This is a genomic window from Luteococcus sediminum, assembly GCF_054783495.1.
The window spans coordinates 1-22,347 of the sequence record NZ_BAAGQL010000005.1 but is presented as its reverse complement, the minus strand read 5'-3'; the positions used below and the strand labels follow the sequence as shown (position 1 = coordinate 22,347).

Below are 22,347 nucleotides of genomic sequence, written 5' to 3'. Positions count from 1 at the left end.
GCGGTGTTCACGCGCGCAGCGTGAGGACCGCCTTCGTGGGCTTCGGGGTGGCGGTGCCCTCCCAGCTGCCAAGGTGTGTCGACTGGGAGGTCCACGTCATGGCTCCGACCTGAACGGCGGTGACGCCGCTGGTGCGGGTGGTCATCATCGCCAGCTGGGTGGCGGCCCACAGCGAGGTCTCGTCGTTGGAGGTGATGGTGATCATGGCCTGGGCGGGCGTCACCTGCACCGTCGAGCCGAGGGCGCGCTGCAGCAGCTCGACGGTGTCGCCGGCCTGCGGGCTGGTCTTGCCGCGGTCGATGCAGCGCACCGCGGCGGGGGAGTGGCCGGTCAGGGCCGAGCCCCAGGCCCGGGCGCGCTCGACGTGCTTGCGGTAGCCGTCGGGAACGCCGGAGCGCTGCACCTTCTGCGCGACGTCGTTGATGTCGCCCGACTCCCAGCCGTCGACCTGCACCAGGTGGTCGTAGAACTTCCCGGTCGAGTACCACGGGTCCATGATCTGCTCGACGCTGCCCCAGCCCTGGCTGGGGCGCTGCTGGAAGAGCCCGACCGAGTCGCGGTCTCCGTAGTCGATGTTGCGCAGGTCGGACTCCTGCATCGCCGTGGCCAGGGCAATCGAGACGGCGCGCGGCGGCAACTCGCGGTGCAGCGCCTCGGCGGCGATGATCGCGGCATTGCCCGACTGCTCCAGGGTCAGCTGGTCGCCGACGTTTCCCACCCGCACCGCGCACTGCTGCGCGGCGGGCACGACGCTGGGCTCGCGGTTACCGATCTGGTTGATCGCCCAGGCGAAGAAGACCAGCAGGGCCACGACGAGCGCCAGCAGCACCAGCAGCGGGTAGAGCCGTCGGCTGCGCCGCTGGGGGGCGTGCTGCCTCGAGTGCCGGGCCACGCGTCAGTTTTTGTGCAGGTCCGAGTTCAGCGCGATCTTGTGGCCGGCACGCGGCTTGGCCAGCACGGCGCCGGACTGGGAGTCGCGGATGAACAGGATGTCGTCGCTGCCGCTCAGCTCGGTGGCCTTGACCACCTGGCCGTCGGGCAGCTGCACCTTGGTGCCGGAGGTGACGTAGAGCCCGGCCTCCACCACGCAGTTGTTGCCCAAGGAGATGCCGACGCCGGCCTCAGCGCCCAGCAGGCAGCCCTCCCCGATGGAGATGACCTCCTTGCCGCCACCCGACAGCGTGCCCATGATCGAGGCGCCGCCGCCGATGTCGGTGCCGTCGCCGACGGTGACACCGGCCGAGATGCGTCCCTCCACCATCGAGTGGCCGAGCGTGCCGGCATTGAAGTTCACGAATCCTTCGTGCATGACGGTGGTGCCCTCGGCCAGGTGGGCGCCCAGGCGTACCCGGTCGGCGTCGCCGATGCGCACGCCCGAGGGCAGCACGTAGTCGACCATGCGCGGGAACTTGTCGATGCCGAAGACGACGGTGGTGCCGCGCACATTGCGTAGGCGCAGGCGAACCGACTCGAAGTCCTCGACGGCGCACGGGCCGGCGGCGGTCCACACCACATTGGGCAGCACGCCGAAGATGCCGTCCAGGTTGAGCCCGTGGGGCTTGACCAGGCGGTGGCTGAGCAGGTGCAGGCGCAGGTAGGCGTCACTCACGTCGGCCGGGGCGGCGTCCAGGCCGATGGCCACCTTCACCAGGCTCACCCGCACGTCACGATTGGGGTCCTCGGTCTGGGCCGAGACCATCTGGGCGGGAGCCTTGGCATCGTCGGCGGGGGTGCCGAACTCCGGGGAGGGGAACCAGGTGTCCAGGACCTGCCCGGAGGAGTGGATGGTGGCCAGTCCCCAGCCCCAGGCAGCACGAGTCGCGTCAGTCATGCGTGCAAGCCTAGCTGGCCTTCCGCCCGTGACGCCGCCAGGAAGTGCACGTCGATCCCGCGGTCACGGGCGACCAGCAGACCATGGCCGTGGGTCGATTCACGGCGCACCAGAACCATCGGAACGCCGGTCGGGTCCAGCTGCGCGGCGGTGACGGCATCCAGCTCGTCGAGCAGCAGCACATGTCCGGACGGCACCTCGTCGAGCGACAGGTCCAGGTCGGGGGCCAGGGCCCTGAGTACCAGGCGTTCCAGGCTACGCAGGTCGGTGGCGCGCTCGCGCAGGTAGGGATTGGCCATCTGCTCGAAGACGGCGATCGTCTCGGTCATGGTCTGGTGCACGGCGACGGCCGCGTCCTGCCCCTCACCGATGCGCCGGGCGAAGCCCTGTTCCAGCATCGGGTCGTGCAGCATCGTGCGGATCGCCCACAGCACCGCACGGGTGACGCCGCCGTCGGGCACCTTCGCGGCAAGACCCTCCAGGAAGCCGTCGGCGGCGGCCAGGGCGGTCTCCAGGCGCGGTTGCTGGTCGGCCGTGGGCTCGGCCGGTGGCAAGGCTGGTGCCAGGGACAGCTCGTGCACGGGGGACTCGGGCTCGGCCAGGGCGTGCGGACCGGGCCGGGCGAGCCGTTCCCCGAAGTCATTGGCGGCCAGCGTCCCCAGCGCCGTGCGAGCCGCCGAGGCCTGCGGCCCGGTGATGGAGGCCAGCAGCAGTTCGCCCCGGCGTACGGCCAAGGCTTGCAGCGACATCACGCTGCGGGCATCGACGCCGGCCTCCGCGGGGCTGCCCTCGCGGCGCACCAGTACGGTGGCATCCAGACCGGCTACCGCGGCGACGATCGCGGCGCAGGGCCGGGCGTGCAGGCCGTGCGGATTGCGCACCAGCAGTTCCAGTTCAAAGGCCTGCTCGCCAGCTTCCGCGCGCGCACTGCCGGCTGCGGGTTGGGGCGGCGGCTGCGGGGCCGGTGCGGACTCCTCCTGGCCCAGCTGGGCGGTCTTTGCCTGCAGCGCGCCTCGTGCCTGGCGGTCGACCTCGTCGATGTCGGCGCCGCTGGAGGCGGTGACCAGCGCGGCCACCAGGCCCTCCACCAGGGGCGCCGGGCTGATCCGCACCCGGGCAGCCAAGTCCGGGTCGACGAAGTCCAGCGCCATCTCGGCCGAGAGCAGGGCACTGCCCAGGTCGGTGAGCACCAGGATCGCATCCTGGTCCTGCAGCTCCTCCAAGCAGGCCGCCACGGCGGTGGCGTCGGTGCCCAGCTCGGGCGCGCCCGCACCGCCTTCGCTCGCATCGGGGACGCCCGGATCGCTCCCGTCCAGGCCGGCCGCCACCCGCACCGGCACCCGCTGCTCCACTGGCACCATCTGCTCGGCCAGCTCCACCGCCGCCCGGGCCAGGGCGCGGCTGTGCGAGACGACCACGACTGCTGTCACGACGACACCCCCGAGTCCTCGTGGTTCAGTTCTGGGCGGCCAGGGCCGCCTCCAGCAGCAGGACGGCGCTCGCGGCACCCGGGTCAAGGTGTCCGGCGCTGCGCTCGCCCAGGTAGGAGGCGCGTCCCTTGCGCGCCACCATCGCCCTGGTCGACTCCAGCCCTTCCCGGGCAGCCTCCAGACCTGCCTGCAGGCAGGAGGCGACGTCCTCGTGGCCTGCCTCCATCGCTTCCACGGCCGGTTGCAGCACGTCGACCATCGTCTTGTCGCCCAGACCCGACTTGCCGCGCGAGACCACACCGTCCAGGCCACCGCGCCAGGCGGCGGCCAGCTCGGCGGGGGAGTCGGCCCGGTCGCCGGCGGGCAGGGCTGAGGCGAAGCGGAGCAGGAAGGTTCCGTAGAGGGGGCCGGCGGCGCCGCCGACGGTGCCCACCAGGGTCATGCCGGCCTTCTTGAGGTAGTCGACCGCATCGGGCTGCGACGCGGCGTCGAGTGCCAGCACCGCCTTCATGCCACGGTCCATGTTGGAGCCGTGGTCGGCGTCACCGATCTGCCGGTCGAGCTCGGTCAGCCGGACGGCGTGCTCGCCCACCAAGCGTGCGAAGGCACCCATCCAGTCCATGGCCTGTTGCTTTTCCACGTCATCCACCCCATCCCAGTCCGGGCGTGTCGACCGGCGCGTCCCACAACGTGAGCAGCTGGTCGTCCGCCTCCAACAGTGTGAGCGAACAACCGGCCATGTCCAGTGACGTGGCGTGGTTGCCCACCAGTCGACGCGCCACGGACACCCCGCGCGCGGCCAGTTCCTTCTCGACTTCGTGCTGCACCACGTACAGCTCGAGCAGGGGTGTGGCGCCCATCCCGTTGAGCAGGCAGATCACCGGCCCCGACGGCTGCAGGTCGTCCAGTACCGGCTTGGCCAGCATCCGCGCCACCTCCCGCGCACTGGCCACCGGGAGACGTTCGCGGCCCGGCTCGCCATGGATGCCGATGCCCAGTTCCATCTGGTTGGCGGCCAGTTCGAAGGTGGGCCGTCCCACGGCGGGCACCGTGCAACTGGACAGGGCCAGGCCCATCGAACGACCGCGTGAGTTCACCCGACGCGCCAGTTCGGTGAGCTCGGCCAGCCCGGCCCCTTGCTCGGCGGCCGCCCCCACCACCTTCTCCAGCAGGACGGCCAGGGCGACGCCGCGCCGTCCGGCGGTGTAGAGCGAGTCGCGCACCGCGACGTCGTCGTCGACCACCACCATCTCGGCCTCGATGCCCTCATCCCGGGCCATCTCGGCGCCCATCTCGAAGTTCAGGACGTCGCCGGTGTAGTTCTTCACGATGAACAGCACCCCGGCGCCGGAGTCGACGGCCCGGGCCGCGGCCAGTACCTGGTCGGGCACTGGCGAGGTGAAGACCTCACCGACGCAGGCCGCATCCAGCATGCCGCGGCCCACATAGCCGGTGTGCAGGGGTTCGTGGCCGCTGCCGCCGCCGGAGACCAGGCCCACCTTGCCAGGCCGGGGCGCACCGGCGCGCACCACGATCCGTGCCTCGTGGTCGACGCGCCACCGCTCGGGGTGTGCGCAGGCCATTCCCAGGAGCGCCTCGGCGACCACGTCGTCGGGGGAGTTGAGGAGCTTCTTCATGCCTCCATCAAAGCACCGCCGTCCGACAGTGATGCCTGCGCGGCCAGATCGCGCGCGGCGGGTGACGCTCTGATCAAGGCATCGCCACCCGGCCCAGAGCCACGCAGAGCCAATTGCCCGGCATCGGCGCTCCCGTGGAACTGTGCTCCCCCCCCAAAGACCTTGGCGGTGTCGTCCGCTGTCACCCACGCCGATTTGTCGACCGATGACTCATGGTTGCTGTCAGTGGCAGCATCTACGGTCCTCGCATGGCGCGATTGAACACACGCGGTGAGAAGAGTCCGACATGGGATCTGCCATCCTTGACGTCCTGACCCCCAAGAAGGCGCGCGCCGAACTGGCTGAACTCAAGCACACTCTGGGGTGCGATCTGGAGCAGGCAAGGCTCTTGTCATGTGCCGGGCTGCTGACTGACGAGCAGGAAGCAGCCCGACGGCGGGCCGAAGAACTCACCTGGCTCCTCGAGCCGTGAGGGACGAAGGCCCACCCCTTGAGCGTGCTGCGAAGGCTTTGGCGAAGTCACTGTCGGACCTCGTGAGTGCATTTCGTGGTGAGCCCACGCCGTTCAAGGCAAGCAGCCTCGGAAGCAAGTTCTCCGTGACATCGGAGGAACCGCTTCCACTGACTGTCGGTTCGCGAGAATTGCTGAGCGTCCACGTCATGTACAGGTGCATCGTCGACGCGGCAGGGCGCTAGCTGTACTGACCGGAGACGTTGATCGAAGCGGCGGTTAAGCTGCTGGATGGGCAATTTGAGTCTTGGTCTGAGAGCGCATTGACCAGTTTCGTCATCGCGGATTGGGCTGGTTCGCTCACTGTCGGCCCGACTGCGGCCAAGCTGCTGATCAGTGCTGCGATTTCAGCGAAGTCCAGTTGAACCGGTGCTGGCTCAGTGGTGGCTTCGAGTAGTGCGCCACCGGCGCGTCCTGGTGTGACGCTGATCGGGACACCGGAGTGGCGTAGCCGCTGGATGTCGCGCGCGATGGTCCGTGGGGTGACGCCCACTTCGTCAGCGAGCTCTTGGAAAGTGCGACGGGGGCCCTTACGAGACAGGATCGTTATGAGGTGCTGCTGTCGCTCGACCCGTCGGAGCGTCAAGTGGGCGTCCCGTGAGGCGGCCGCTGCTGTGGTCATCACCTGCATAACGCAAATCCTAACCATGACATGGGCGTGTCCTGATTGGTGGTTAGTGTCAGAGGCATGACTGAACACTTCAACGCCGAGCAGGTGGCGGGAGCCTTCTTCGCCACCTACGCAGAAGCACTGTTGCGGCGAGACGCGGACGCCATCGCGGAGCACTATGCGACCCCCGCCCTGATCGAGTTCCCCCAAGCTGCGATCCCCGTCAGCGAGCGGGCTCAGACACGCGACTTCTTCGAGACGGCCTTTGCCCAGTATCGAGACGTCACCCAAACAGACCACACCATCAAAGTGGCCGCCTGCGGCCCCCACAGCATCTGGGCCGACGTGAGCTGGAATCACCACGGTGGAGCACCCGACGAACGCCTCATGTACCAGCTGACCCACCACGAGGGAACCTGGCGGATCGCCGTGCTCACGCCCCTGTCCAACTGAACTACGAGTAGAGAACGTTCGATGACCGATCGCACGAACAAGATGATCAGCGACTTCACCGCGAAGCCCCAGACTCAATCCCACTACGAATCCATCGACGCCTTCGTCCAGGGACTCGGCCCTGTCACCAAGGCCGCCAAGGCCCAGGTCAGCTATGCCGTGAACCGCAAGTTCCTCTGGCTGTGGGCTTACGAGAAGACGGCGGACGGGACGCTGTATCTGAACGTGACCCTCGATCACCCAGAACACCACACCGGAGTGCACAACCTGACTCAGGTCAGCCGCAATCGGTGGAACCACCATGTCGAGGTGAAATCAGCCCGAACCGCGCAGAGCGAATGGCTGCGGGCGCTCATCGCCACCGGGTTCGAGTTTGCGGCGCGATAACGCCTCTGAATCCATCACCGGGCCAGCACTCCACAAAGTGCTGGCCCGTCTTCATCTCCAAGGACACCTATGTCACACGCCAATGCGGCACTCACTCCCCGGCATCGCCAGATCGTCGGCCAGCTCGTGGTCGACCAGGGCTGGCCCGTCAGCGAGGTCGCCGCCCGCTTCCAGGTCTCCTGGCCCACCGTCAAGCGCTGGGCCGACCGCTACCGCGCCGGCCAGTCCATGCAGGACCGCTCCTCACGCCCCCACCACTCGCCGAACAAGACCAGCCAGGCCACGACCAGGCGCTGCATCCAGCTCCGCCTGCGCCTGCGCGAAGGGCCAGTCCAGTTGGCCTGCCGGCTCGGCATCGCCCCGTCGACGGTCCACCGGATCTTGGCCGACGCACACCTGAACCGCCTCTCGCACGTCGACCGCGCCACCGGGGAGCCCGTCCGTCGCTACGAGCACGACCATCCCGGGGCGATGCTTCACGTCGACGTGAAGAAGCTCGGCAACATCCCCGACGGCGGAGGCTGGCGCTACGTCGGCCGAAAACAAGGCGGCCGCAACCGTGCCGCCACCCCGGACAAGCCGCGCAACAAGTACCGGGATCCGCTCATGGGCAAGGCCTACGTCCACACCGTCATCGACGACCACTCCCGCGTTGCCTACGCCGAGATCCACGACGACGAAACCGCGATCACCGCCACCGCGGTCCTGGTGAGGGCCGTCGAGTGGTTCAACCAGCGGGGCATCACGGTCGAACGCGTCCTGTCCGACAACGGCGGCGCCTACCGATCACACCTGTGGCGCGACACCTGCGCCGAGCTCGGTATCCGGCACAAGCGAACCAGGCCGTATCGTCCGCAGACCAATGGCAAGATCGAGAGATTCCACCGCACCCTGAGTGACGGCTGGGCCTACGCCCGCTGCTACACCTCCGAGACCGAGCGCCGTGGCGAGCTCGACGGCTGGCTGCACTACTACAACCACCACAGACCCCACACGGCATGCGGCAACCAACCGCCGTTCTCACGATTGACCAACGTCCCCGGTCGGTACAGCTAGCTCACCGTTGATGAGTCGAGCATCAAGCTGTTCGCGGGCCTGCGCGCGAGCGGTGACCCACTCTTCCGCTATGAGTACCAACGGGACATGGCTGCAGAACTACCTGCAGCGCACGTCCACATCCATGCCCATCGCGATGACCTTGTCGCCGCGGTACTGATTGCGTCGTCGCCCCGGGAACGCTGTTCGTAGCTTGGCACCGAGCTCCGAGACAGCTGCCCGCACCACTTCGACGTCACCCAGGACCACGGCTGGGCAGCCGCCTCAGCGGCGCACCTCGCCGATGTCCTGCGTGAGCAGCCGCTCGATGCGCAGCCACGGGGCGCGACGATGCCAGTCGAGCCGAACCCGGATGCGGTCGTTCACCATGATCGTGGCGGTCAGCGCGCAGAAGATGGCACCCACGAAGACCACACCCCAGCCGATCGTCCAGCGCGGCCCGAAGGCGTCGCCCACCCAGCCGACCACCGGGCCGCGGCGAGGGCACCGATGCCCATCGAGGAGCCGATGATGCCGTAGTCGCCGGCACCCCGGGCGAAGGCCTGGGTGGCCATCACCGCATTCGAGATGCCGTAGTTGAAGCCGAGCCCTCCCACGGCCAGCCCGACGGTGAGCAGGGCCAGCAGGTCGGGGCGGCGTCGCACATAGCGCAGCCCGGCGATGAAACCTCCGCCCTTGCCCTTGGTGGGCACGGCCGGGCGGAGCAGCTCGGTGCGCATCATCAGCAGGGCGGTGATCATCACGGCGAAGGCCACCACATTGGCGCCGATCACCCAGCCCGTGCCCACCGCCGCGATCAGGGCGCCGCCGATGCCCGGCCCCAGCAGGCGCGCGGCATTGAAGCTGGCCGAGTTCAGGCTGATGGCATTGGGCAGCATGGAGGTCTCGACGATCTCGCTGACGAAGGCCTGCCGGGCCGGGTTGTCGAAGGCCATCGCCAACCCGTCCACCAGGGACAGGGCGAAGACGTGCCACAGCTCGACCCGGCCGGTGATGGTCAGCGTGGACAGCACCAGCGCACTGGCCAGGCCCAGGCTGCAGGTGGCCAGCAGGATGTGGCGCTTGCCGAAGCGGTCGGCGACGGTGCCGGCGACGGGGCTGAGCAGCAGGCCGGGCAGGAAGACTGCCGCCGTCTGGTATCCGAGGGCGCGGGCATTGCCGTCGGTGAGCACCACCAGCACCAGCCAGGCCTGCGCGGTGCGTGCCATCCAGCCGCCGATGTTGCTCACCAGCCCAGCGATGAACCACGTGCGGTAGTTCGGGTTGCCGAGCGATTCGAAGGTGCGCGATGCGGGTCGGCTGGCGGGCAGGGTGCTGGACACCGGTGGCTCACTGTTCCTGGTCTGGTCTGGGACGGGTGGGGCGGGATCTTCCCGACCTCCAAGCCTAGGCCTCGTGCCCGGCCCGCGCTGTCGGGGGCGCGCGATAGCGTCGGGCAGGTGACGATGCGCCTGTGCACCCCTGAGGACCTGCCCACCCTGCTTCCCGACGCGCTGGCCGGGCGCATCGTGCTGGCGCCGGCGGCACCCGACGACCAGCGCACCCTGGCGATGCTGCGCCCCGAGCTGCCGGTGGCAGAACCCGACGCGGCCGTCATCGTCGCCACCAGCGGTTCCTCCGGCGTCCCGAAGGGAGTCGTGCTCTCCCGGCGGGCCCTGCTGGCCTCCGCCGAGGCCTCGCAGCAGCGCCTGGGCCCGATGAGCTGGACCTGCGTGCTGCCCACCGGCTATGTCGCCGGGTTGATGGTGCTGGTCCGCGCGCACGTGGCCGGACGCACGGTGCGCTTGGCCTCCAGCGATCTGTCCGACCTCGCCCTGGCGCCCGGTGCCAATGCCATCTCGATCGTGCCCACCCAGCTCTTCCGCGCGATGGAGCGGCCCGAGGTGCTGGCCACGCTGACCCGTTTCGACGTGATCCTGCTCGGCGGGGCGGCTGTGGACGACGACCTGCTCGCAGAGGGCCGGGGCCGCGGACTGAACCTGGTCACCACCTATGGCATGAGTGAGACCTGCGGCGGCTGCGTCTGGGACGGCGAGCCGCTGCCCGGTGTCGAGGTGGGGCTGGACGAGGGACGCATCACGCTCACCGGCGAGATGGCCTTCAGCGGCTACCGGCTGCAGCCGGAACTGACCGCCTCGACCCTGGACGGGCGCACCGTGCTCACCCAGGACCGGGGTGAATGGCTCGACGGACGCCTGCGGGTGCTGGGCCGCCTGGACGACGTGGTGGTCAGCGGGGGAGTCAACGTCGACCTCGCGGCGGTGCAGCGCGCCGTCGACCAGGTGGAGCCAGGCTCCGGCGTGGTCCTCGCCGTGCCCGACCTCCAGTGGGGGGTGCGGATCGTGCTGGTCACCACCAGCAGCCACGGGCTCGACTGGTGGCAGCGCGAGCTGGCTGGGCACCTCGGCCGCGAGGCGCTCCCGCGTCGCCTGGAGCGTCGCGACGTGCTGCCACGCACCAGCTCTGGCAAGATCGACCGGCAGGCGCTGCTCGGCAGCCTGGATGCTCAGGAGGGTTGACGTGGCAACACTTGGTGAATGGATCGAGGGGGCACGTCCGCGCACCCTCCCGGCGGCGCTCTCCCCGGTGCTGGCCGGATCGGCGATCGCCTGGTTCGAGCACGGCTTCCGACCCTGGCACGCCCTGCTCGCCTTCCTCGTCGCCCTGGCCCTGCAGATCGGCGTCAACTTCGCCAATGACTACTCCGACGGAATCCGCGGCACCGACGAGGACCGCGTCGGCCCGATGCGGCTGGTAGGTTCGGGTGCTGCCCGCCCCGCCCAGGTGAAGACGGCCGCCTTCACCTGTTTCGGCATCGCCTCCGTCCTCGGACTGTTGCTGGTGGCACTGACCGGCCACTGGTGGATCACCCTGGTGGGTGCCGCCTCGATCCTGGCCGCCTGGTTCTACACCGGCGGTGACCACCCCTACGGCTATGCCGGGCTGGGCGAGGTCTTCGTCTTCATCTTCTTCGGACTGGTCGCCGTCTGCGGCACCACCTATGTGCAGCTCGACCGGGTCCCGGCCAGCAGCCTGGCCGCCTCCGTCGCCATCGGGATCGTCGCCTGCCAGATCCTGGTGGCCAACAACCTGCGCGACATCGACGGCGACCGCGAGGTGGGCAAGCGCACCCTGGCGACCCGCCTGGGACACCAGGGCACGCGCCGCTTCTTCGCCCTGCTCACCGTGCTCGCCGCCGCCCTGGTCGTCGTGACCGCGGCGCTGAGCACCTGGTGGGCGCTGCTGGGGCTGGCGATGCTGGTGCTGCTGGCGCCCGCGACCAGGGTGGTGCTCTCCGGCGCCACCGGCCGGCCGCTGATCGGCGTGCTCAAGCAGGTGGGCCTGGCCGAGCTGCTGTGCGCCGTCGGCCTCTTCGGGGGTTGCGTCATCGGCGCCTGATCCAGGCGCCAGGCTGCTGGCCCCCCGGCGCCGGGAGCGCTCAGCCTCCGGCCGGCGCCAGCCGGATGTTGTCATTGAGCACCGGCTGCAGCCCAGTGGCCCGCAACATCGAGACGACCTCGGCCAGGCTGCGCTCGTCGCTGATCTCGAACTGCTCGTCGCCGGTGGGCGCCTCCTCGACGTGGTGCCCCACACCGGTCGAGACCGAGGCGGACAGCTTGGTGGCCACCAGCCCCGCCACCGCATCGCGGAAACCGGGGCGCTCCCGGGTGGAGACGGTGATGGAGGCCTGCGGCGTCGCCAGCCGGTAGGCGCACAGGATCTGCAGCAGCAGGCGTTCGTCGACCGGGTCGCTGGCTGCCTCGGTGTCGGTGCCGGTGGGGCGGATCCGCGGGCAGGACAGCATGATCTCGGCGTGCGGGAAGTCGCGCTGGATGCTGCGGGCATGCACCAGCGTCGCCAGGGCGTCACGTCGCGGATCGGCCAGGCCCAGCAGGGCCCCGAAGGCGACCCCGCGCATGCCGGCCAGCAGCGCCCTCTCCTGGGAGTCGAAGCGGTAGGCGAAGCTGCGTTTGCGTCCGCCCAGGTGCACCTGCTCGTAGCGGTCCAGGTCGTAGGTCTCCTGGTAGACGCAGACGTGCTCAGCCCCGGCCCGGTGGATGCGCCGGTAGTCGTCGGTGTTCATCGGCTGCACCTCGATGCCGACGGTGGCGAAGAAGCCGGAGGCGCGCTCGACGCAGTGCGCCACGTAGTCGACCGGCGAGAACTTCGGCGACTCCCCGGTGAGGATCAGCACCTCCTCGATGCCCTCCTCGGCCAGGGCGCGGAACTCCGCGTCCAGCGATTCGCCGTCCAGCCGTGCCCGCTGGATCCTGGCGGTGGCGGTGAAACCGCAGTAGGTGCAGGCATTGGCGCAGTGGTTGGCCACGTAGAGCGGGCTGAACAGGTGGACCGAGTTGCCGAAGCGCTCGCGGGTGAGCTGCCGGGCACGACGGGCCAGCGCCTCCAGGTGCCGGCCGGCGGCGGGGGAGAGCAGGACGGCGATGTCGGCCTCGTCCAGCTCGCCCTTGGCGAGCACCCGGGCGACGTCCTGGTCCGTCACGGCGTCGAAAGACGCACGTTCCCGCGCCGCGAGCACCTGGCGGCGGCGGCTGCCGTCGGACTGCTCCTGCCCGCTGAAGTGGTCCAGCACTCCGGGGCGGGCCATCAGGCCTCCTTGCGATCGCGGTGTTCGCCATCACCGCCGCACACCCCAGCTCCATGGCCAGCGCCGCCTCGGACGGCCGTCCGAGGCCCGCATCCACGATCACCGGAAGGTCCACCGCGTCGATGATGAGCTCCACGAACTCGCGGGTCACCAGCCCCCGGTTGGAGCCGATCGGCGAGCCCAGCGGCATGATCGCCGCCGCCCCCGCCTCGGCCATCTGGCGTGCCACGACGACGTCGGGGTACATATAGGGCAACGGCACGAAGTCCAGTGCGGCAAGGGCTTCCACCGCTTTCAGCGTCTCGTGGTTGTCGGGCAGCAAGTGGCGGTTGTCGGTGATGACCTCGATCTTCACCAGGTCGCCCAGGCCCATCTCACGCGCCAGCCGGGCGATCTGCACGGCCTGCTCGGCAGTGTGGGCGCCCGACGTGTTGGGCAGCACCGTGACGCCCTCGGGCAGGTGGTCCGGCACATTGGCCGACTGGGCATTGGCCCGTCGCAGCGCCAGGGTGACGATCTGGGCGCCGGCATTCTCCACCGCCGCCTTCACCAGGTCGAGGCTGTACTTGCCGGAACCCAGGATGAAGCGCGAGGTGAACTCGTGCCCTCCCAGGACCAGCGGCGTGTCCTGGACCATGCTCATGGCTGGTCTCCTTCGTCGCTCGGGTCTTCGTGTGCCCGGTCCTCGGGTGCCAGCGCGGGCAGTCGGAAGGTCTGCCACTGCGCCGTGCGGGCGTCATAGGTCTGCAGCCGGCCGCACAGCGTCTGGGGCTCGCCCAGCAGCAGCTTGATGGTCTCGGCCGCCATCACGGTGCCGATCACGCCGGGCAGGGTGGCCAGGATCCCCACCTCGGCGCCGGTGGGTGCCTGCTCGGGCAGCTCGCCGAAGATCTCCTCCAGCTGCCGGCCCGGTTCGAGCACCGTGACCTGGCCCTGCCAGGCCATCACCGCCCCATAGACCTCCGGCACCCGGGCCTCCTGGCAGGCCCGCGCCAGCACCGTGCGGGTGACGAAGTTGTCGGTGGCATCCACCACCACGTCATGGCCACGCACCAGCTCCAGGGCGCTGGCCTGGTCCAGGCGCGTGACCACCGGCACGGCCTCGACCTCGGGATTGATCGCCAGCGCGCGCTCGGCGGCCGACTCGGCCTTCGGCCGGCCCAGGTCGGCGGTGGTGTGGATCACCTGGCGCTGCAGGTTGCTCAGCGAGACCAGGTCGTCGTCGATGATCGTGAGCCGGCCCACACCGGTGGCCGCCAGGTAGGTGATCACGGGCGAGCCGAGGCCGCCGGCGCCGAGCACCATCACCCGCCCAGCCGCGATGAGCTCCTGGCCCTCCGCGCCGAAACCGTCGAGCACCAGGTGGCGTGCGTGCCGGGACTCCTCAGCCACCGTGCACCGCCGTGACGACCTCGACCCGCGCTCCCTGGGCGAGTGTGTGCTCGGCCCAGCGGATGCGCGGCACGATCTCGCCGTCCAGGGCCACGGCCAGCGCCAGCGGCCTGCCGTCGGCGGCCTGGCCCTGGGGCGTGAGCTCCCGGTCGGTGTGGTGGGTGACCAGCATCGACACCGTGGCTCCATCGGGAAGCTCGGTGGTCTGGCCGTTGACATGCAACTGCATCAGTTCTCCCTTCGGCGGTGCTAACCGCATCAGGTTCGACGGTCGGCATCGATGCCCTCTCAGCCCCGGCGGGGCTCCCGTGAATCTGTGGACCACCCCAACCCCATGTGTGCAGGAATCCAGCGGCGGGGTCCATGGCGGCAGCGCAGGTCGCCGTAGTGCGCCCGGATCGGCAACCCTTGGCAAACAGTCCCCAGTTGGCGCGCCCTGGGGAAGTCTGGAGGAAAGCAGACCCAAGGAGCGGCAATGACGCAGATCCCCCCGGCAGCCCAGGTGCTCGTCGACTTCCAGCCCACGAAGGACTACTTCGTCGGCATCGACTCGGACGGGTGCGCGATGGATGCCATGGACATCAAGCACACCGAGTGCTTCACCCCCTGCTACATCAAGTACTTCGACCTGCAGCCCGTCTCGACCCTCGCGCGCGAGACTGCCCTGTTCGTCAACCTCGGCTCGGTCACGCGCGGGCTCAACCGCTGGCTGGCCCTGCGCCAGCTGCTCGACCTGCTGCGCGACCGCACCGAGGTCGCCGAACGCGGGGTCGTCATCCCCGAGTACCCGGAGCTCAGTGACTTCATCGACTCCGGTCATCCCCTGTCCGACAAGGGCATCGCCGCCTATGCCGCAGAGCACCCCTCGGCCACGATCGACCGCTGCATCGCCTGGGGCAATGGCGTCAACGCCACCATCAACGACATGGTGCACGGCTGCGGGCCCTTCCCCGGCGTCCGCGAGGCCATGCAGGCGATGGACGCCGCCGGCGTGGACCAGATGACCGTCTCCGCCACCCCGCTGCACGCGCTGGAGAAGGAGTGGAGCGAACACGGCCTGGCCCAGTACATGAAGGTGATCGCCGGGCAGGAGATGGGCGGCAAGGCCCAGCACGTCCAGTTCGCCGCCAAGGGCAAGTACGACGACGACAAGATCCTGCTCATCGGCGACGCCCCCGGCGACCGTGACGCCGCCGCCACGGCCGGCTGCCTCTACTACCCGATCAACCCGGGTGCCGAGAAGCAGTCCTGGCACCGCTTCGTCGCCGAGGCCCTGCCGAAGTTCCTCGACGGCAGCTATGCCGGCGACTACCAGCAGGCCCTGATCACCGAGTTCGAGACCTACCTGCCCGCCGAGGTCCCGTGGCCGACCCTGTCGGGCAACCGCACCGTCAGCAAGCCGGTCGTCCGGGCCTGACCAGCAGCCCGGACCAGCCCCAACCACCACCATCCAGGAGCCCCAGATGCCCAAGCTCGTAGACCTCACCGCCAGCCCCTACACCCTCGACGAGGGCCAGATTGCCTGGGTCGAGAAGACCATTGCCGAGATGACCGACGAGGAGAAGGTCGGCCAGCTCTTCACGACCCTCTTCTTCTTCGGGGAGGATGCCTACAGCGGCAACCAGCTGACCAACAAGCAGATCCTCGAGCAGTACCACATCGGCGGCGCCCGCTACCAGGGCGGCACCTCCGAGCAGGTGCAGCAGCTGATCAACCAGCTGCAGACCGACTCGAAGATCCCGCTGATGGTGGCCGCCAACTGCGACTCGGGCGGCAACGGCGCCTGCAATGACGGCACCTACATCGCCTCCGGCGCCCAGTGTGAGGCCAGCCGCGACCCGCAGGTCGCCCGCAATGCCGGCTACGTCTCGGGCCGCGAGGAGAGCGCCCTGGGCGTCAACACCAACTTCGACCCCTGCGTCGACATCCTGTTCAACTGGCGCAACACCATCGTCAACACCCGCGCCTACGGCACCACTGCCGACGACGTCATCACCTACACCCAGGCCTACATCGACGGCATGCGCGAGAGCGACGTCAACATCTGCATCAAGCACTTCCCCGGCGACGGCACCGAGGAGCGCGACCAGCACCTGGTGCTCGGCGTCAACGAGCTCTCCGTCGAGGAATGGGACGACAGCTTCGGCAAGGTCTACCGCCACCACATCGACAACGGCGTGGAGATGTTCATGGCCGGCCACATCGCGCTGCCCGCCTACCAGAAGAAGCTGGTCCCCGGCCTGCAGGACGCCGACATCCTTCCCGCCACCCTGGCGCCCGAACTGGCCACCGGCCTGCTCAAGGAGCAGCTCGGCTTCAACGGCATGCTCATCACCGACGCCAGCCACATGCTCGGCATGACCGCCGCCATGCAGCGCAAGGACTACGTGCCCCGGGCGATCGCGGCCGGCTGCGACATGTTCCTCTTCTTCAACCAGATCGACGAGGACTTCGGCTACATGCTCGACGGCTACCGCAATGGCGTCATCACCGAGGAGCGGATGACCGACGCCCTGCGCCGCATCCTGGGCCTCAAGGCCAAGCGTCGCCTGCACGACAAGAAGGCCGACGGCACCCTGACCAAGCAGGCCAGCGAGCTCGAGGTCGTCGGCTGCGAGGAACACCTGGCGATGCGCAAGGACGCCGCCGACAAGGGCATCACCCTGGTCAAGAACACCCTCGACGAGCTGCCGCTCAACCCCGAGCAGCACCGGCGGATCAAGCTCTACTACGTCGCCGGCGAGAAGGGTGGCATCTACTCGGGCAATGACAGGACCGTCGAGATCTTCGTCGACGAACTCACCGCCCGCGGCTACGAGGTCTCGGTGCAGGAGGGCGGCAGCCGCGTCAAGGGCTCGATCGAGAAGTACAAGGCCGAGACCGACGCGGTGCTGTTCATCGCCGAGGTGATCGGCTACGGCGCCCAGAACAACTACCGCATCCAGTGGAGCGCCGCCATGAGCAACGAGATCCCCTGGTATGTGCACGAGGTGCCCACCTTCGCGGTGAGCCTCAACTTCACCACCCACCTGCACGACCTGACCATGGTCAAGTGCTTCGTCAACGCCTACAACTCCAATCCCGACATCATCACCGGGGTGCTGGACAAGCTGGAGGGCAAGAGCGAGTTCAAGGGCACGCCCAATGAGCTGGTCTGGGCAGGCAAGTGGCAGGCCAGGCTCTGAGGCTCGCCCATCCCGGGACGGTCGAGGGCAGAGACTAGGCTTGACCCATGCCCACGCACGTCTTCCAGATCCCCCTGCGCACTCGATTTCGCGGCATCACCGTGCGGGAGGGGGTCGTCTGGCAGGGCGATGCTGGCTGGGGCGAGTTCAGCCCCTTCCTCGACTACTCGGGTGACGAGATCCGTCCCTGGTGGCAGGCGGCGCGGGAAGCAGCAGACCTGGGCTTTCCCGCGCCGCTGCGTGACCGCATCCCGGTCAACGCCACCGTCCCGGCCGTCGGCCCACAACAAGCGCACCGCATCGTCCGCGATTCCGCCTGCACCACCGCCAAGGTGAAGGTGGCAGAACCCGGCCAGACGCTGGCCGACGACCTGGCACGGGTCGAGGCGGTGCGTGACGCCCTCGGACCCGGCGGCAGGGTCCGGGTCGACGCCAATGGTCAGTGGGAGCTGGACGAGGCCGTGGAGAACCTGCGCCAGCTCGGCCGCTTCGAGCTGGAATATGCCGAGCAGCCGGTGATGGACACCGAGGAGCTGGCCCGCCTGCGCCGGGAGCTGGCCCGTCGCGGCATCGCCGTGCCGGTGGCCGCCGACGAGTCGATCCGCCGCTCCGGCGACCCCGAGCGGGTCAAGCGCCTGGAGGCCGCCGACGTGGCCGTGCTCAAAGTGCAGCCGCTCGGAGGAGTGCGCCGCTGCCTGCAGCTGGCCGAGGACCTGGCAATGCCGGTGGTGGTCAGCTCCGCACTCGAGACGAGCATCGGCATCCGGATGGGGGTCGCCCTGGCCGCGGCCCTGCCCGAGCTGCCCCATGCCTGCGGGCTCAACACCCTGGTCCTGTTCGAGGGCGACGTGTGCTCCCGGCCCCTGGTCGAGGCCGACGGGTGCCTGCCGGTCGGCGAGGTGGCCCCCGACCGCGAGGCGCTGGTCGCGGTGCAGGCGCCCACCGATCGGGTCGAGTTCTGGGCCGAGCGAGCCGCCGAGGCCGCCCGATCGCTGGTGACCCGATGAGCTCCTGGCTGCTGGCCCAGTGCGTCGTCGAACAGCTGCGCCAGGCCGGCGTCGAGCACGTCGTGCTGGCGCCGGGTTCCCGCAATGCGCCCCTGTCGATGGCCCTGCACCGGGCCTCGGTCCAGGCGGGCGCGGACGGCCCCGACCTGCACCTGCACGTGCGCATCGACGAGCGTTCCGCCGGCTTCCTGGCCCTGGGCCTGGCCCGCGCCAGTGAGTCTCCGGTGGCGGTGGTCACCACCTCGGGAACCGCCGTGGCCAACCTCGCTCCCGCCGTGATGGAGGCCAATGAGGCCGGTGTGCCGCTGGTGGTCGCCTCGGCCGACCGGCCCCTGACCATGGCACATTCGGGGGCCAACCAGACCGGGACGCAGTTCGGCCTGTTCTCCTCCCAGGTGCGCCACCAGGTGCAGCTGACCAGCGACGGCGAGCCCACCAGCTGGCGCTTCCAGCTCAGACGAGCCCTCGCCGAGGCCGCCGGCAGCCGCACCGGCGCTCCCGGCCCGGTCCAGGTGAACCTGCACCTCGACGTGCCCCTGATGCCCAGCGACGAAGAGCTGCCCCCGCCAACCCCATGGCAGCTGGAGCCCGCCGCCCCCACCCGCGCGGTGCTGCTCGACGGCGCCCGGCGCACGGTGGTGCTGGCCGGGGACGCGAGCCCTGCCGTCGGCCGTCGAGCTCTGCAGGTGGCCCATGCCGGGGGAGTGCCGCTACTGGCAGAACCGTCCAGCAATGCCCGCGCGGGCCGGGCCGTCAGCACCTACCGGCTGCTGCTGGGCAAGGAGGGCCTGGGCGACCGCATCGAACGCGTGATCGTCTTCGGACACCCCACGCTGTCCCGGCCGGTCACCCGGCTGCTGTCGCGCGAGGACGTCGAGGTCATCGTGGTCGCCGACGGGGCGCGCTGGCCGGACCCGGGGATGCGCGCCTCCCGCGTCGTGGGCGACGTCGACCTCGCCCCCGCCCCCGACGAGCACTGGCTCAACCGCTGGCTCACCGCCGACTGCGACCTGCAGACCCGCCTGGGGCTGGCATCACGCCCCGAGTCCGGTGAGGAGCCGGAGCCCACCGGCCATGCCGTGGCCGCGCTGGTGGTGGAGCGCACCGCCGGGCAGGTGCTGGTGCTGGGCTCGTCCAACCCGATCCGCGACGCGGACCTCGCCCCGGTGCCCGATGCCCTCTACCAGGATCCGGAGGCAGCCACCCGCGTCTTTGCGAACCGTGGCCTGGCAGGGATCGACGGGGTCATCTCCACCGCGGCCGGGATCGGCCTGGGCCTCGACGAGCCCGTCACCTGCCTGCTGGGCGACCTCACCTTCCTGCACGACTGCGGCGGGCTGTGGCTGGGGAGCCTGGAGGAGCAGCCGCGGCTGCGGCTGGTGGTGCTCGACGACCGCGGCGGCAGCATCTTCCACAGCTTGGAGCAGGGCGGCGAGCAGCACGAGGCCAGCTTCGAGAAGGTCTTCGGCACGCCGCACCAGGCAGACCTGGCCGCCCTGGCCGCCGCCCATGGCTGGAAGGCCACCACGGTGAGAGACCTGGAGGAGCTGGGCCAGCGGCTGCGGGTGCCGGTGCGCGGCCCCGAAGTGCTCGTGGTCCCGGTGGCCCGTGACGGGCGCCGCGCCTGGGCCCAGCGCGTCGCCGGGCTCTGAACCGGCGGGTGATGGACCCGCGGGTCCGGTGGGCGAGGGCCTGGTCGCCCCGACCTCAGGACTGGGGGACGCCCGCGTCCGGCTTGGCCTCGTCGAGGGTCCGCAGCCAGGCCCGCAGCTGGTGGGTGGCTCGCACGTCGTCCTCGTTGTACTCCAGCACCCGGGTGCGGGCCCGCTCGCGCACCTCTGGGTCCTGGTCCTGGACGGCCTCGCGGAACCAGGCCTGCGAGTTCAGGCCGCCCGGGTCCTCGTCGCGCCACTCGAAGCCGGGCCCCGAACGGGCAACCACCTTGAGCCCGAGCCCATGGGTGCCGAAGAAGTGGCCCTTGACCAGGTCGAAGAGGTCGACGAAGTGGCGTCGCACCCGTCGGGCCGCGGCCAGTACCTCAGGCTTGGAGCAGCGCTCGGCCAGGCGCAGCAGGTGCACCACCTCGTAGTCGGAGTAGTGGTAGACCCGCGCATCGGGGTGCAGCCGCAGCATCGTGTCCAGCCAGATGATCGCCTCGGCGGCCAGTGCCACCTCGGCGGCATTGTCCATCTCGGCGAAGCGCGAGAAGGACTTGTAGTAGGGCTCGCCCGCGCGGGTGCGGTCGTCGACCAGGAATCCCCACAAGTAGACGCGGTCCGCCGCGGAGGTCTCGATGTCCAGGTCGATCTCGAGGCTCGCCTCGGGCAGGTCCACCGGATCGGTCGTCAGCCTCTCCAGCTGCACCCCGGCGAGCATCAGCGAGGCGCGCCGCGCGGCCAGCCGCAGCCGCGAGTCGGCGCCGCTGCGGTGGCCCACCTCGGGCAGGTAGCTGTCCATCAGGGACTCGACATCGGCATCGGCCAGATCGGCCAGGGTATTGATGCCGTGGCTGCGCAGCACGCTGATCTCGCGCACGTCCAGCGGCGACTTGCTGATCCGTAGGCTCAGGTCGTCGTCGTCCAGCTGCGGCTTGCACGCCTCCCACCAGGTGCACTGCTCGCACTCGCGGATCACGATCGGCTGGACCATCGGGCGGGGGTCGTCGACAGCACCGGTGCGGCGTGCAGCCACCTGCGCCACCTTCAATCGGAAGCCGAACTCGTGCTCGTAGCGCTCCATGGGGCTGCGCAGCTTCCAGCCGGTGGCCGCGGTGCGCGAATAGGTGCGGATCATCTTGCGGTCCAGCTGCACCCAGCTGACCACCAGGCCCGCGTGGCCCTCGACGCGGTCGGTGCCCACCAGGCCCGCGACCATCGACGGATCGGCATGGCCGCAGGCCTCCAGCAGCCGCCAGTAGTGGGCCAACTGCAGCAGGTCGGCTTCGCGCGAGGCCTTGATCGTCATCTGCCAGGCCACCGATTCCGTGGTGGGGTCGGCCAGCGGGCTCCAGTGGCAGGGGTGCTCGCCGTGGCCCATCTCCTGCACCCGGTGCCGCTTGGCCTCCACCGGACGGTAGCCATGGCCGGTGTCGTCGAGCGTGCAGGAGCGCACCAGGGCGTCAGGGCTGCCGGTGCGGTGCCCGACCGGATCGTCGGGCAGGCGGGGGCACAGCACGACGGCGCGTCCCGCCGCGAGGGCCTCGAGGGTGAGCCGTTCGGCCTCGGCCGGGTCGTCGACCCCGCGCAGGTCGGCCACGTCCTTGCCTGCGGACAAGAGCTCCAGCACCTCGCCGCCGAAGGTCCTGCCACCGGCGAAGAGCTCGGTGAGCGCCTCGTCTGGCTGGCTGCGGGGTCGCTCGACGGTCCGGTCATGACGGTTGTGGGTCTTGACCGGGCAGGATCGCGCCGCATAGGGGTCGAGCAGGATCTCCATCGACGTGGGCTCAGGCCTTCCAGCCGCGGTGCAGGGCGACGATGCCGTGGCTCAGGTTGCGCCAGCCGACGGCCTTCCATCCCACCTGGTCCATCATCTCGGCCAGTTCCTGTTGGGCCGGCCAGGCCAGGATCGACTCGAAGAGGTAGCCATAGGCAGCCGGATTGCTGGAGAACCTGGTCAGTGCCGGGATGGCGCGCGGCAGCCACTGCTCGTAGACGAAGCCGAAGGCCTCATTGGTGGGCTTGCTGAACTCGCAGATCACCACCTGGCCGCCGGGACGGGTGACGCGCAGCATCTCGGCCAGGGCGCCCGAGGTGTCCTCGACATTGCGCAGGCCGTAGCTGATCGTCACGGTGTCGAAGGTGTCGTCGGCATAGGGCAACTGCAGCGCGTCACCGGCGACGAACTGCAGCCCGGGCTGGCGCTCCCGCCCCACGCGAAGCATGCCCAGGCTCAGGTCGGTGGGGAAGACCTCGGCGCCCTCCGCGGCAAAGGTGGCAGCCGAGGTGCCGGTGCCGCCGGCAAGGTCGAGCACCAGCTGACCGGGCCTCGGGTCGACGGCCTCGACCACATCGCGGCGCCACTGGCGCTGCAGGCCGAAGGTCATGACGTCATTCATCAGGTCGTAGCGCTGGGCGACGCCGTCGAACATCTGGGCGACGTCGGCGCGGCGCTTGGCAAGGGTGGCACGGGTCTCGAACACGCAGTCATTCTTCCACGAGCCGCCGACATACATGATGGTAAGAGCCTTGGGGAGTCGTGACCCTGCCTCTGACTGGTGCCCTGCTGGGCTACCGACAAACTGAT

The 22,347-nt window shown here is 69.7% G+C and carries 21 protein-coding genes, 3 pseudogenes and 1 riboswitch; of the genes and pseudogenes, 10 read left to right on the top strand and 14 right to left on the bottom strand.

The window, feature by feature from the left end:
* Nucleotides 1-7 precede the first annotated feature (7 nt).
* From ACYVKA_RS02720 to dhaK, 6 genes and pseudogenes are all read right to left on the bottom strand, one after another.
* Nucleotides 8-892 (bottom strand): hypothetical protein, encoded by an 885-nt coding sequence (locus tag ACYVKA_RS02720; RefSeq protein WP_460702760.1) that lies wholly within the window; start codon nt 890-892, stop codon nt 8-10.
* Nucleotides 893-895: 3 nt separating this feature from the next.
* A complete protein-coding gene (gene dapD / locus ACYVKA_RS02715; RefSeq protein WP_460702758.1) occupies nt 896-1,831 on the bottom strand; it encodes a 2,3,4,5-tetrahydropyridine-2,6-dicarboxylate N-succinyltransferase in 936 nt (311 codons plus the stop codon).
* Nucleotides 1,828-2,712, bottom strand: coding sequence for an HPr family phosphocarrier protein (locus ACYVKA_RS02710; protein ID WP_460703197.1), 885 nt, complete (start codon nt 2,710-2,712; stop codon nt 1,828-1,830). Before ACYVKA_RS02710 ends, dapD begins: the two co-directional genes overlap by 4 nt.
* Before the next feature lie 93 nt (nt 2,713-2,805).
* Nucleotides 2,806-3,261, bottom strand: a pseudogene (locus ACYVKA_RS02705) (PTS-dependent dihydroxyacetone kinase phosphotransferase subunit DhaM); the annotation flags it as partial.
* Nucleotides 3,262-3,286: 25 nt separating this feature from the next.
* Nucleotides 3,287-3,883, bottom strand: a complete 597-nt coding sequence (gene dhaL, locus ACYVKA_RS02700; protein WP_394276620.1) for a dihydroxyacetone kinase subunit DhaL — start codon at nt 3,881-3,883, stop codon at nt 3,287-3,289.
* Nucleotides 3,884-3,902: 19 nt separating this feature from the next.
* A complete protein-coding gene (gene dhaK / locus ACYVKA_RS02695) occupies nt 3,903-4,898 on the bottom strand; it encodes a dihydroxyacetone kinase subunit DhaK (RefSeq protein WP_460702756.1) in 996 nt (331 codons plus the stop codon).
* A gap of 286 nt (nt 4,899-5,184) precedes the next feature.
* On the opposite strand from dhaK, the gene ACYVKA_RS02690 reads away from it, so the two are divergent.
* Nucleotides 5,185-5,370 carry a hypothetical protein gene (locus ACYVKA_RS02690; RefSeq protein WP_460702754.1) on the top strand — a complete coding sequence of 62 codons (186 nt, stop codon included), beginning with the start codon at nt 5,185-5,187 and terminating at the stop codon, nt 5,368-5,370.
* Between the two features lie 220 nt (nt 5,371-5,590).
* On the opposite strand, the gene ACYVKA_RS02685 is transcribed toward ACYVKA_RS02690, so the two are convergent.
* The gene (locus ACYVKA_RS02685) at nt 5,591-6,031 is read right to left on the bottom strand and encodes a helix-turn-helix transcriptional regulator (protein ID WP_460703195.1); all 441 of its coding nucleotides are present in this window, start codon (nt 6,029-6,031) and stop codon (nt 5,591-5,593) included.
* Nucleotides 6,032-6,097: 66 nt separating this feature from the next.
* Here ACYVKA_RS02685 and ACYVKA_RS02680 point away from each other — a divergent pair, with 66 nt between their 5' ends.
* The 3 genes from ACYVKA_RS02680 (at nt 6,098) to ACYVKA_RS02670 (ending at nt 7,915) form a co-directional block, all read left to right on the top strand.
* On the top strand, nt 6,098-6,472 hold the full coding sequence (locus tag ACYVKA_RS02680) for a nuclear transport factor 2 family protein (RefSeq protein WP_124972275.1): 375 nt from the start codon (nt 6,098-6,100) through the stop codon (nt 6,470-6,472).
* Between the two features lie 21 nt (nt 6,473-6,493).
* On the top strand, nt 6,494-6,859 hold the full coding sequence (locus ACYVKA_RS02675) for a DUF5655 domain-containing protein (RefSeq protein WP_124972273.1): 366 nt from the start codon (nt 6,494-6,496) through the stop codon (nt 6,857-6,859).
* 69 nt (nt 6,860-6,928) lie between these two features.
* Nucleotides 6,929-7,915 carry an IS481 family transposase gene (locus ACYVKA_RS02670; RefSeq protein WP_460702752.1) on the top strand — a complete coding sequence of 329 codons (987 nt, stop codon included), beginning with the start codon at nt 6,929-6,931 and terminating at the stop codon, nt 7,913-7,915.
* Between the two features lie 264 nt (nt 7,916-8,179).
* Here ACYVKA_RS02670 and ACYVKA_RS02665 read toward each other — a convergent pair.
* Nucleotides 8,180-9,225, bottom strand: a pseudogene (locus ACYVKA_RS02665) (MFS transporter).
* Nucleotides 9,226-9,360: 135 nt separating this feature from the next.
* Between ACYVKA_RS02665 and ACYVKA_RS02660 the strand changes: the two are divergent.
* A complete protein-coding gene (locus ACYVKA_RS02660) occupies nt 9,361-10,434 on the top strand; it encodes an AMP-binding protein (RefSeq protein WP_460703193.1) in 1,074 nt (357 codons plus the stop codon).
* A gap of 1 nt (nt 10,435) precedes the next feature.
* Complete coding sequence (locus tag ACYVKA_RS02655; protein WP_460702750.1) at nt 10,436-11,314, top strand: 1,4-dihydroxy-2-naphthoate polyprenyltransferase; 879 nt, start codon at nt 10,436-10,438, stop codon at nt 11,312-11,314.
* 40 nt (nt 11,315-11,354) lie between these two features.
* Here ACYVKA_RS02655 and thiH read toward each other — a convergent pair whose 3' ends face one another.
* The 4 genes and pseudogenes from thiH to thiS all read right to left on the bottom strand — a co-directional run bounded on the left by thiH (nt 11,355) and on the right by thiS (nt 14,142).
* A complete protein-coding gene (thiH, locus tag ACYVKA_RS02650) occupies nt 11,355-12,521 on the bottom strand; it encodes a 2-iminoacetate synthase ThiH (RefSeq protein ID WP_460702748.1) in 1,167 nt (388 codons plus the stop codon).
* Between the two features lie 58 nt (nt 12,522-12,579).
* Nucleotides 12,580-13,158 (bottom strand): annotated as a pseudogene (locus ACYVKA_RS02645) (thiazole synthase); the annotation flags it as partial.
* A 2-nt stretch (nt 13,159-13,160) separates the two neighbouring features.
* A complete protein-coding gene (locus ACYVKA_RS02640; RefSeq protein WP_460702746.1) occupies nt 13,161-13,913 on the bottom strand; it encodes a HesA/MoeB/ThiF family protein in 753 nt (250 codons plus the stop codon).
* The gene (thiS, locus tag ACYVKA_RS02635) at nt 13,906-14,142 is read right to left on the bottom strand and encodes a sulfur carrier protein ThiS (RefSeq protein WP_460702744.1); all 237 of its coding nucleotides are present in this window, start codon (nt 14,140-14,142) and stop codon (nt 13,906-13,908) included. Before thiS ends, ACYVKA_RS02640 begins: the two co-directional genes overlap by 8 nt.
* A riboswitch (TPP riboswitch) is annotated at nt 14,132-14,233 on the bottom strand. Its footprint overlaps the gene before it by 11 nt.
* 155 nt (nt 14,234-14,388) lie before the next feature.
* On the opposite strand from thiS, the gene ACYVKA_RS02630 reads away from it, so the two are divergent.
* Genes ACYVKA_RS02630 through menD form a run of 4 tightly spaced genes read left to right on the top strand, consistent with a single transcriptional unit; the run spans nt 14,389 to nt 19,757 of the window.
* Nucleotides 14,389-15,330 (top strand): HAD family hydrolase, encoded by a 942-nt coding sequence (locus ACYVKA_RS02630; RefSeq protein WP_460702742.1) that lies wholly within the window; start codon nt 14,389-14,391, stop codon nt 15,328-15,330.
* A gap of 46 nt (nt 15,331-15,376) precedes the next feature.
* A complete protein-coding gene (locus ACYVKA_RS02625) occupies nt 15,377-17,098 on the top strand; it encodes a glycoside hydrolase family 3 protein (RefSeq protein WP_460702740.1) in 1,722 nt (573 codons plus the stop codon).
* A 47-nt stretch (nt 17,099-17,145) separates the two neighbouring features.
* Nucleotides 17,146-18,105, top strand: coding sequence for an o-succinylbenzoate synthase (locus tag ACYVKA_RS02620; protein WP_460702738.1), 960 nt, complete (start codon nt 17,146-17,148; stop codon nt 18,103-18,105).
* Nucleotides 18,102-19,757, top strand: a complete 1,656-nt coding sequence (gene menD / locus ACYVKA_RS02615) for a 2-succinyl-5-enolpyruvyl-6-hydroxy-3-cyclohexene-1-carboxylic-acid synthase (RefSeq protein ID WP_460702736.1) — start codon at nt 18,102-18,104, stop codon at nt 19,755-19,757. Before ACYVKA_RS02620 ends, menD begins: the two co-directional genes overlap by 4 nt.
* Before the next feature lie 55 nt (nt 19,758-19,812).
* On the opposite strand, the gene ACYVKA_RS02610 is transcribed toward menD, so the two are convergent.
* On the bottom strand, nt 19,813-21,537 hold the full coding sequence (locus ACYVKA_RS02610; protein WP_460702734.1) for a TM0106 family RecB-like putative nuclease: 1,725 nt from the start codon (nt 21,535-21,537) through the stop codon (nt 19,813-19,815).
* A 10-nt stretch (nt 21,538-21,547) separates the two neighbouring features.
* Nucleotides 21,548-22,243: a demethylmenaquinone methyltransferase gene (locus ACYVKA_RS02605; protein ID WP_460702732.1), complete on the bottom strand. Its 696-nt coding sequence runs from the start codon at nt 22,241-22,243 to the stop codon at nt 21,548-21,550.
* Between the last annotated feature and the right edge of the window lie 104 nt (nt 22,244-22,347).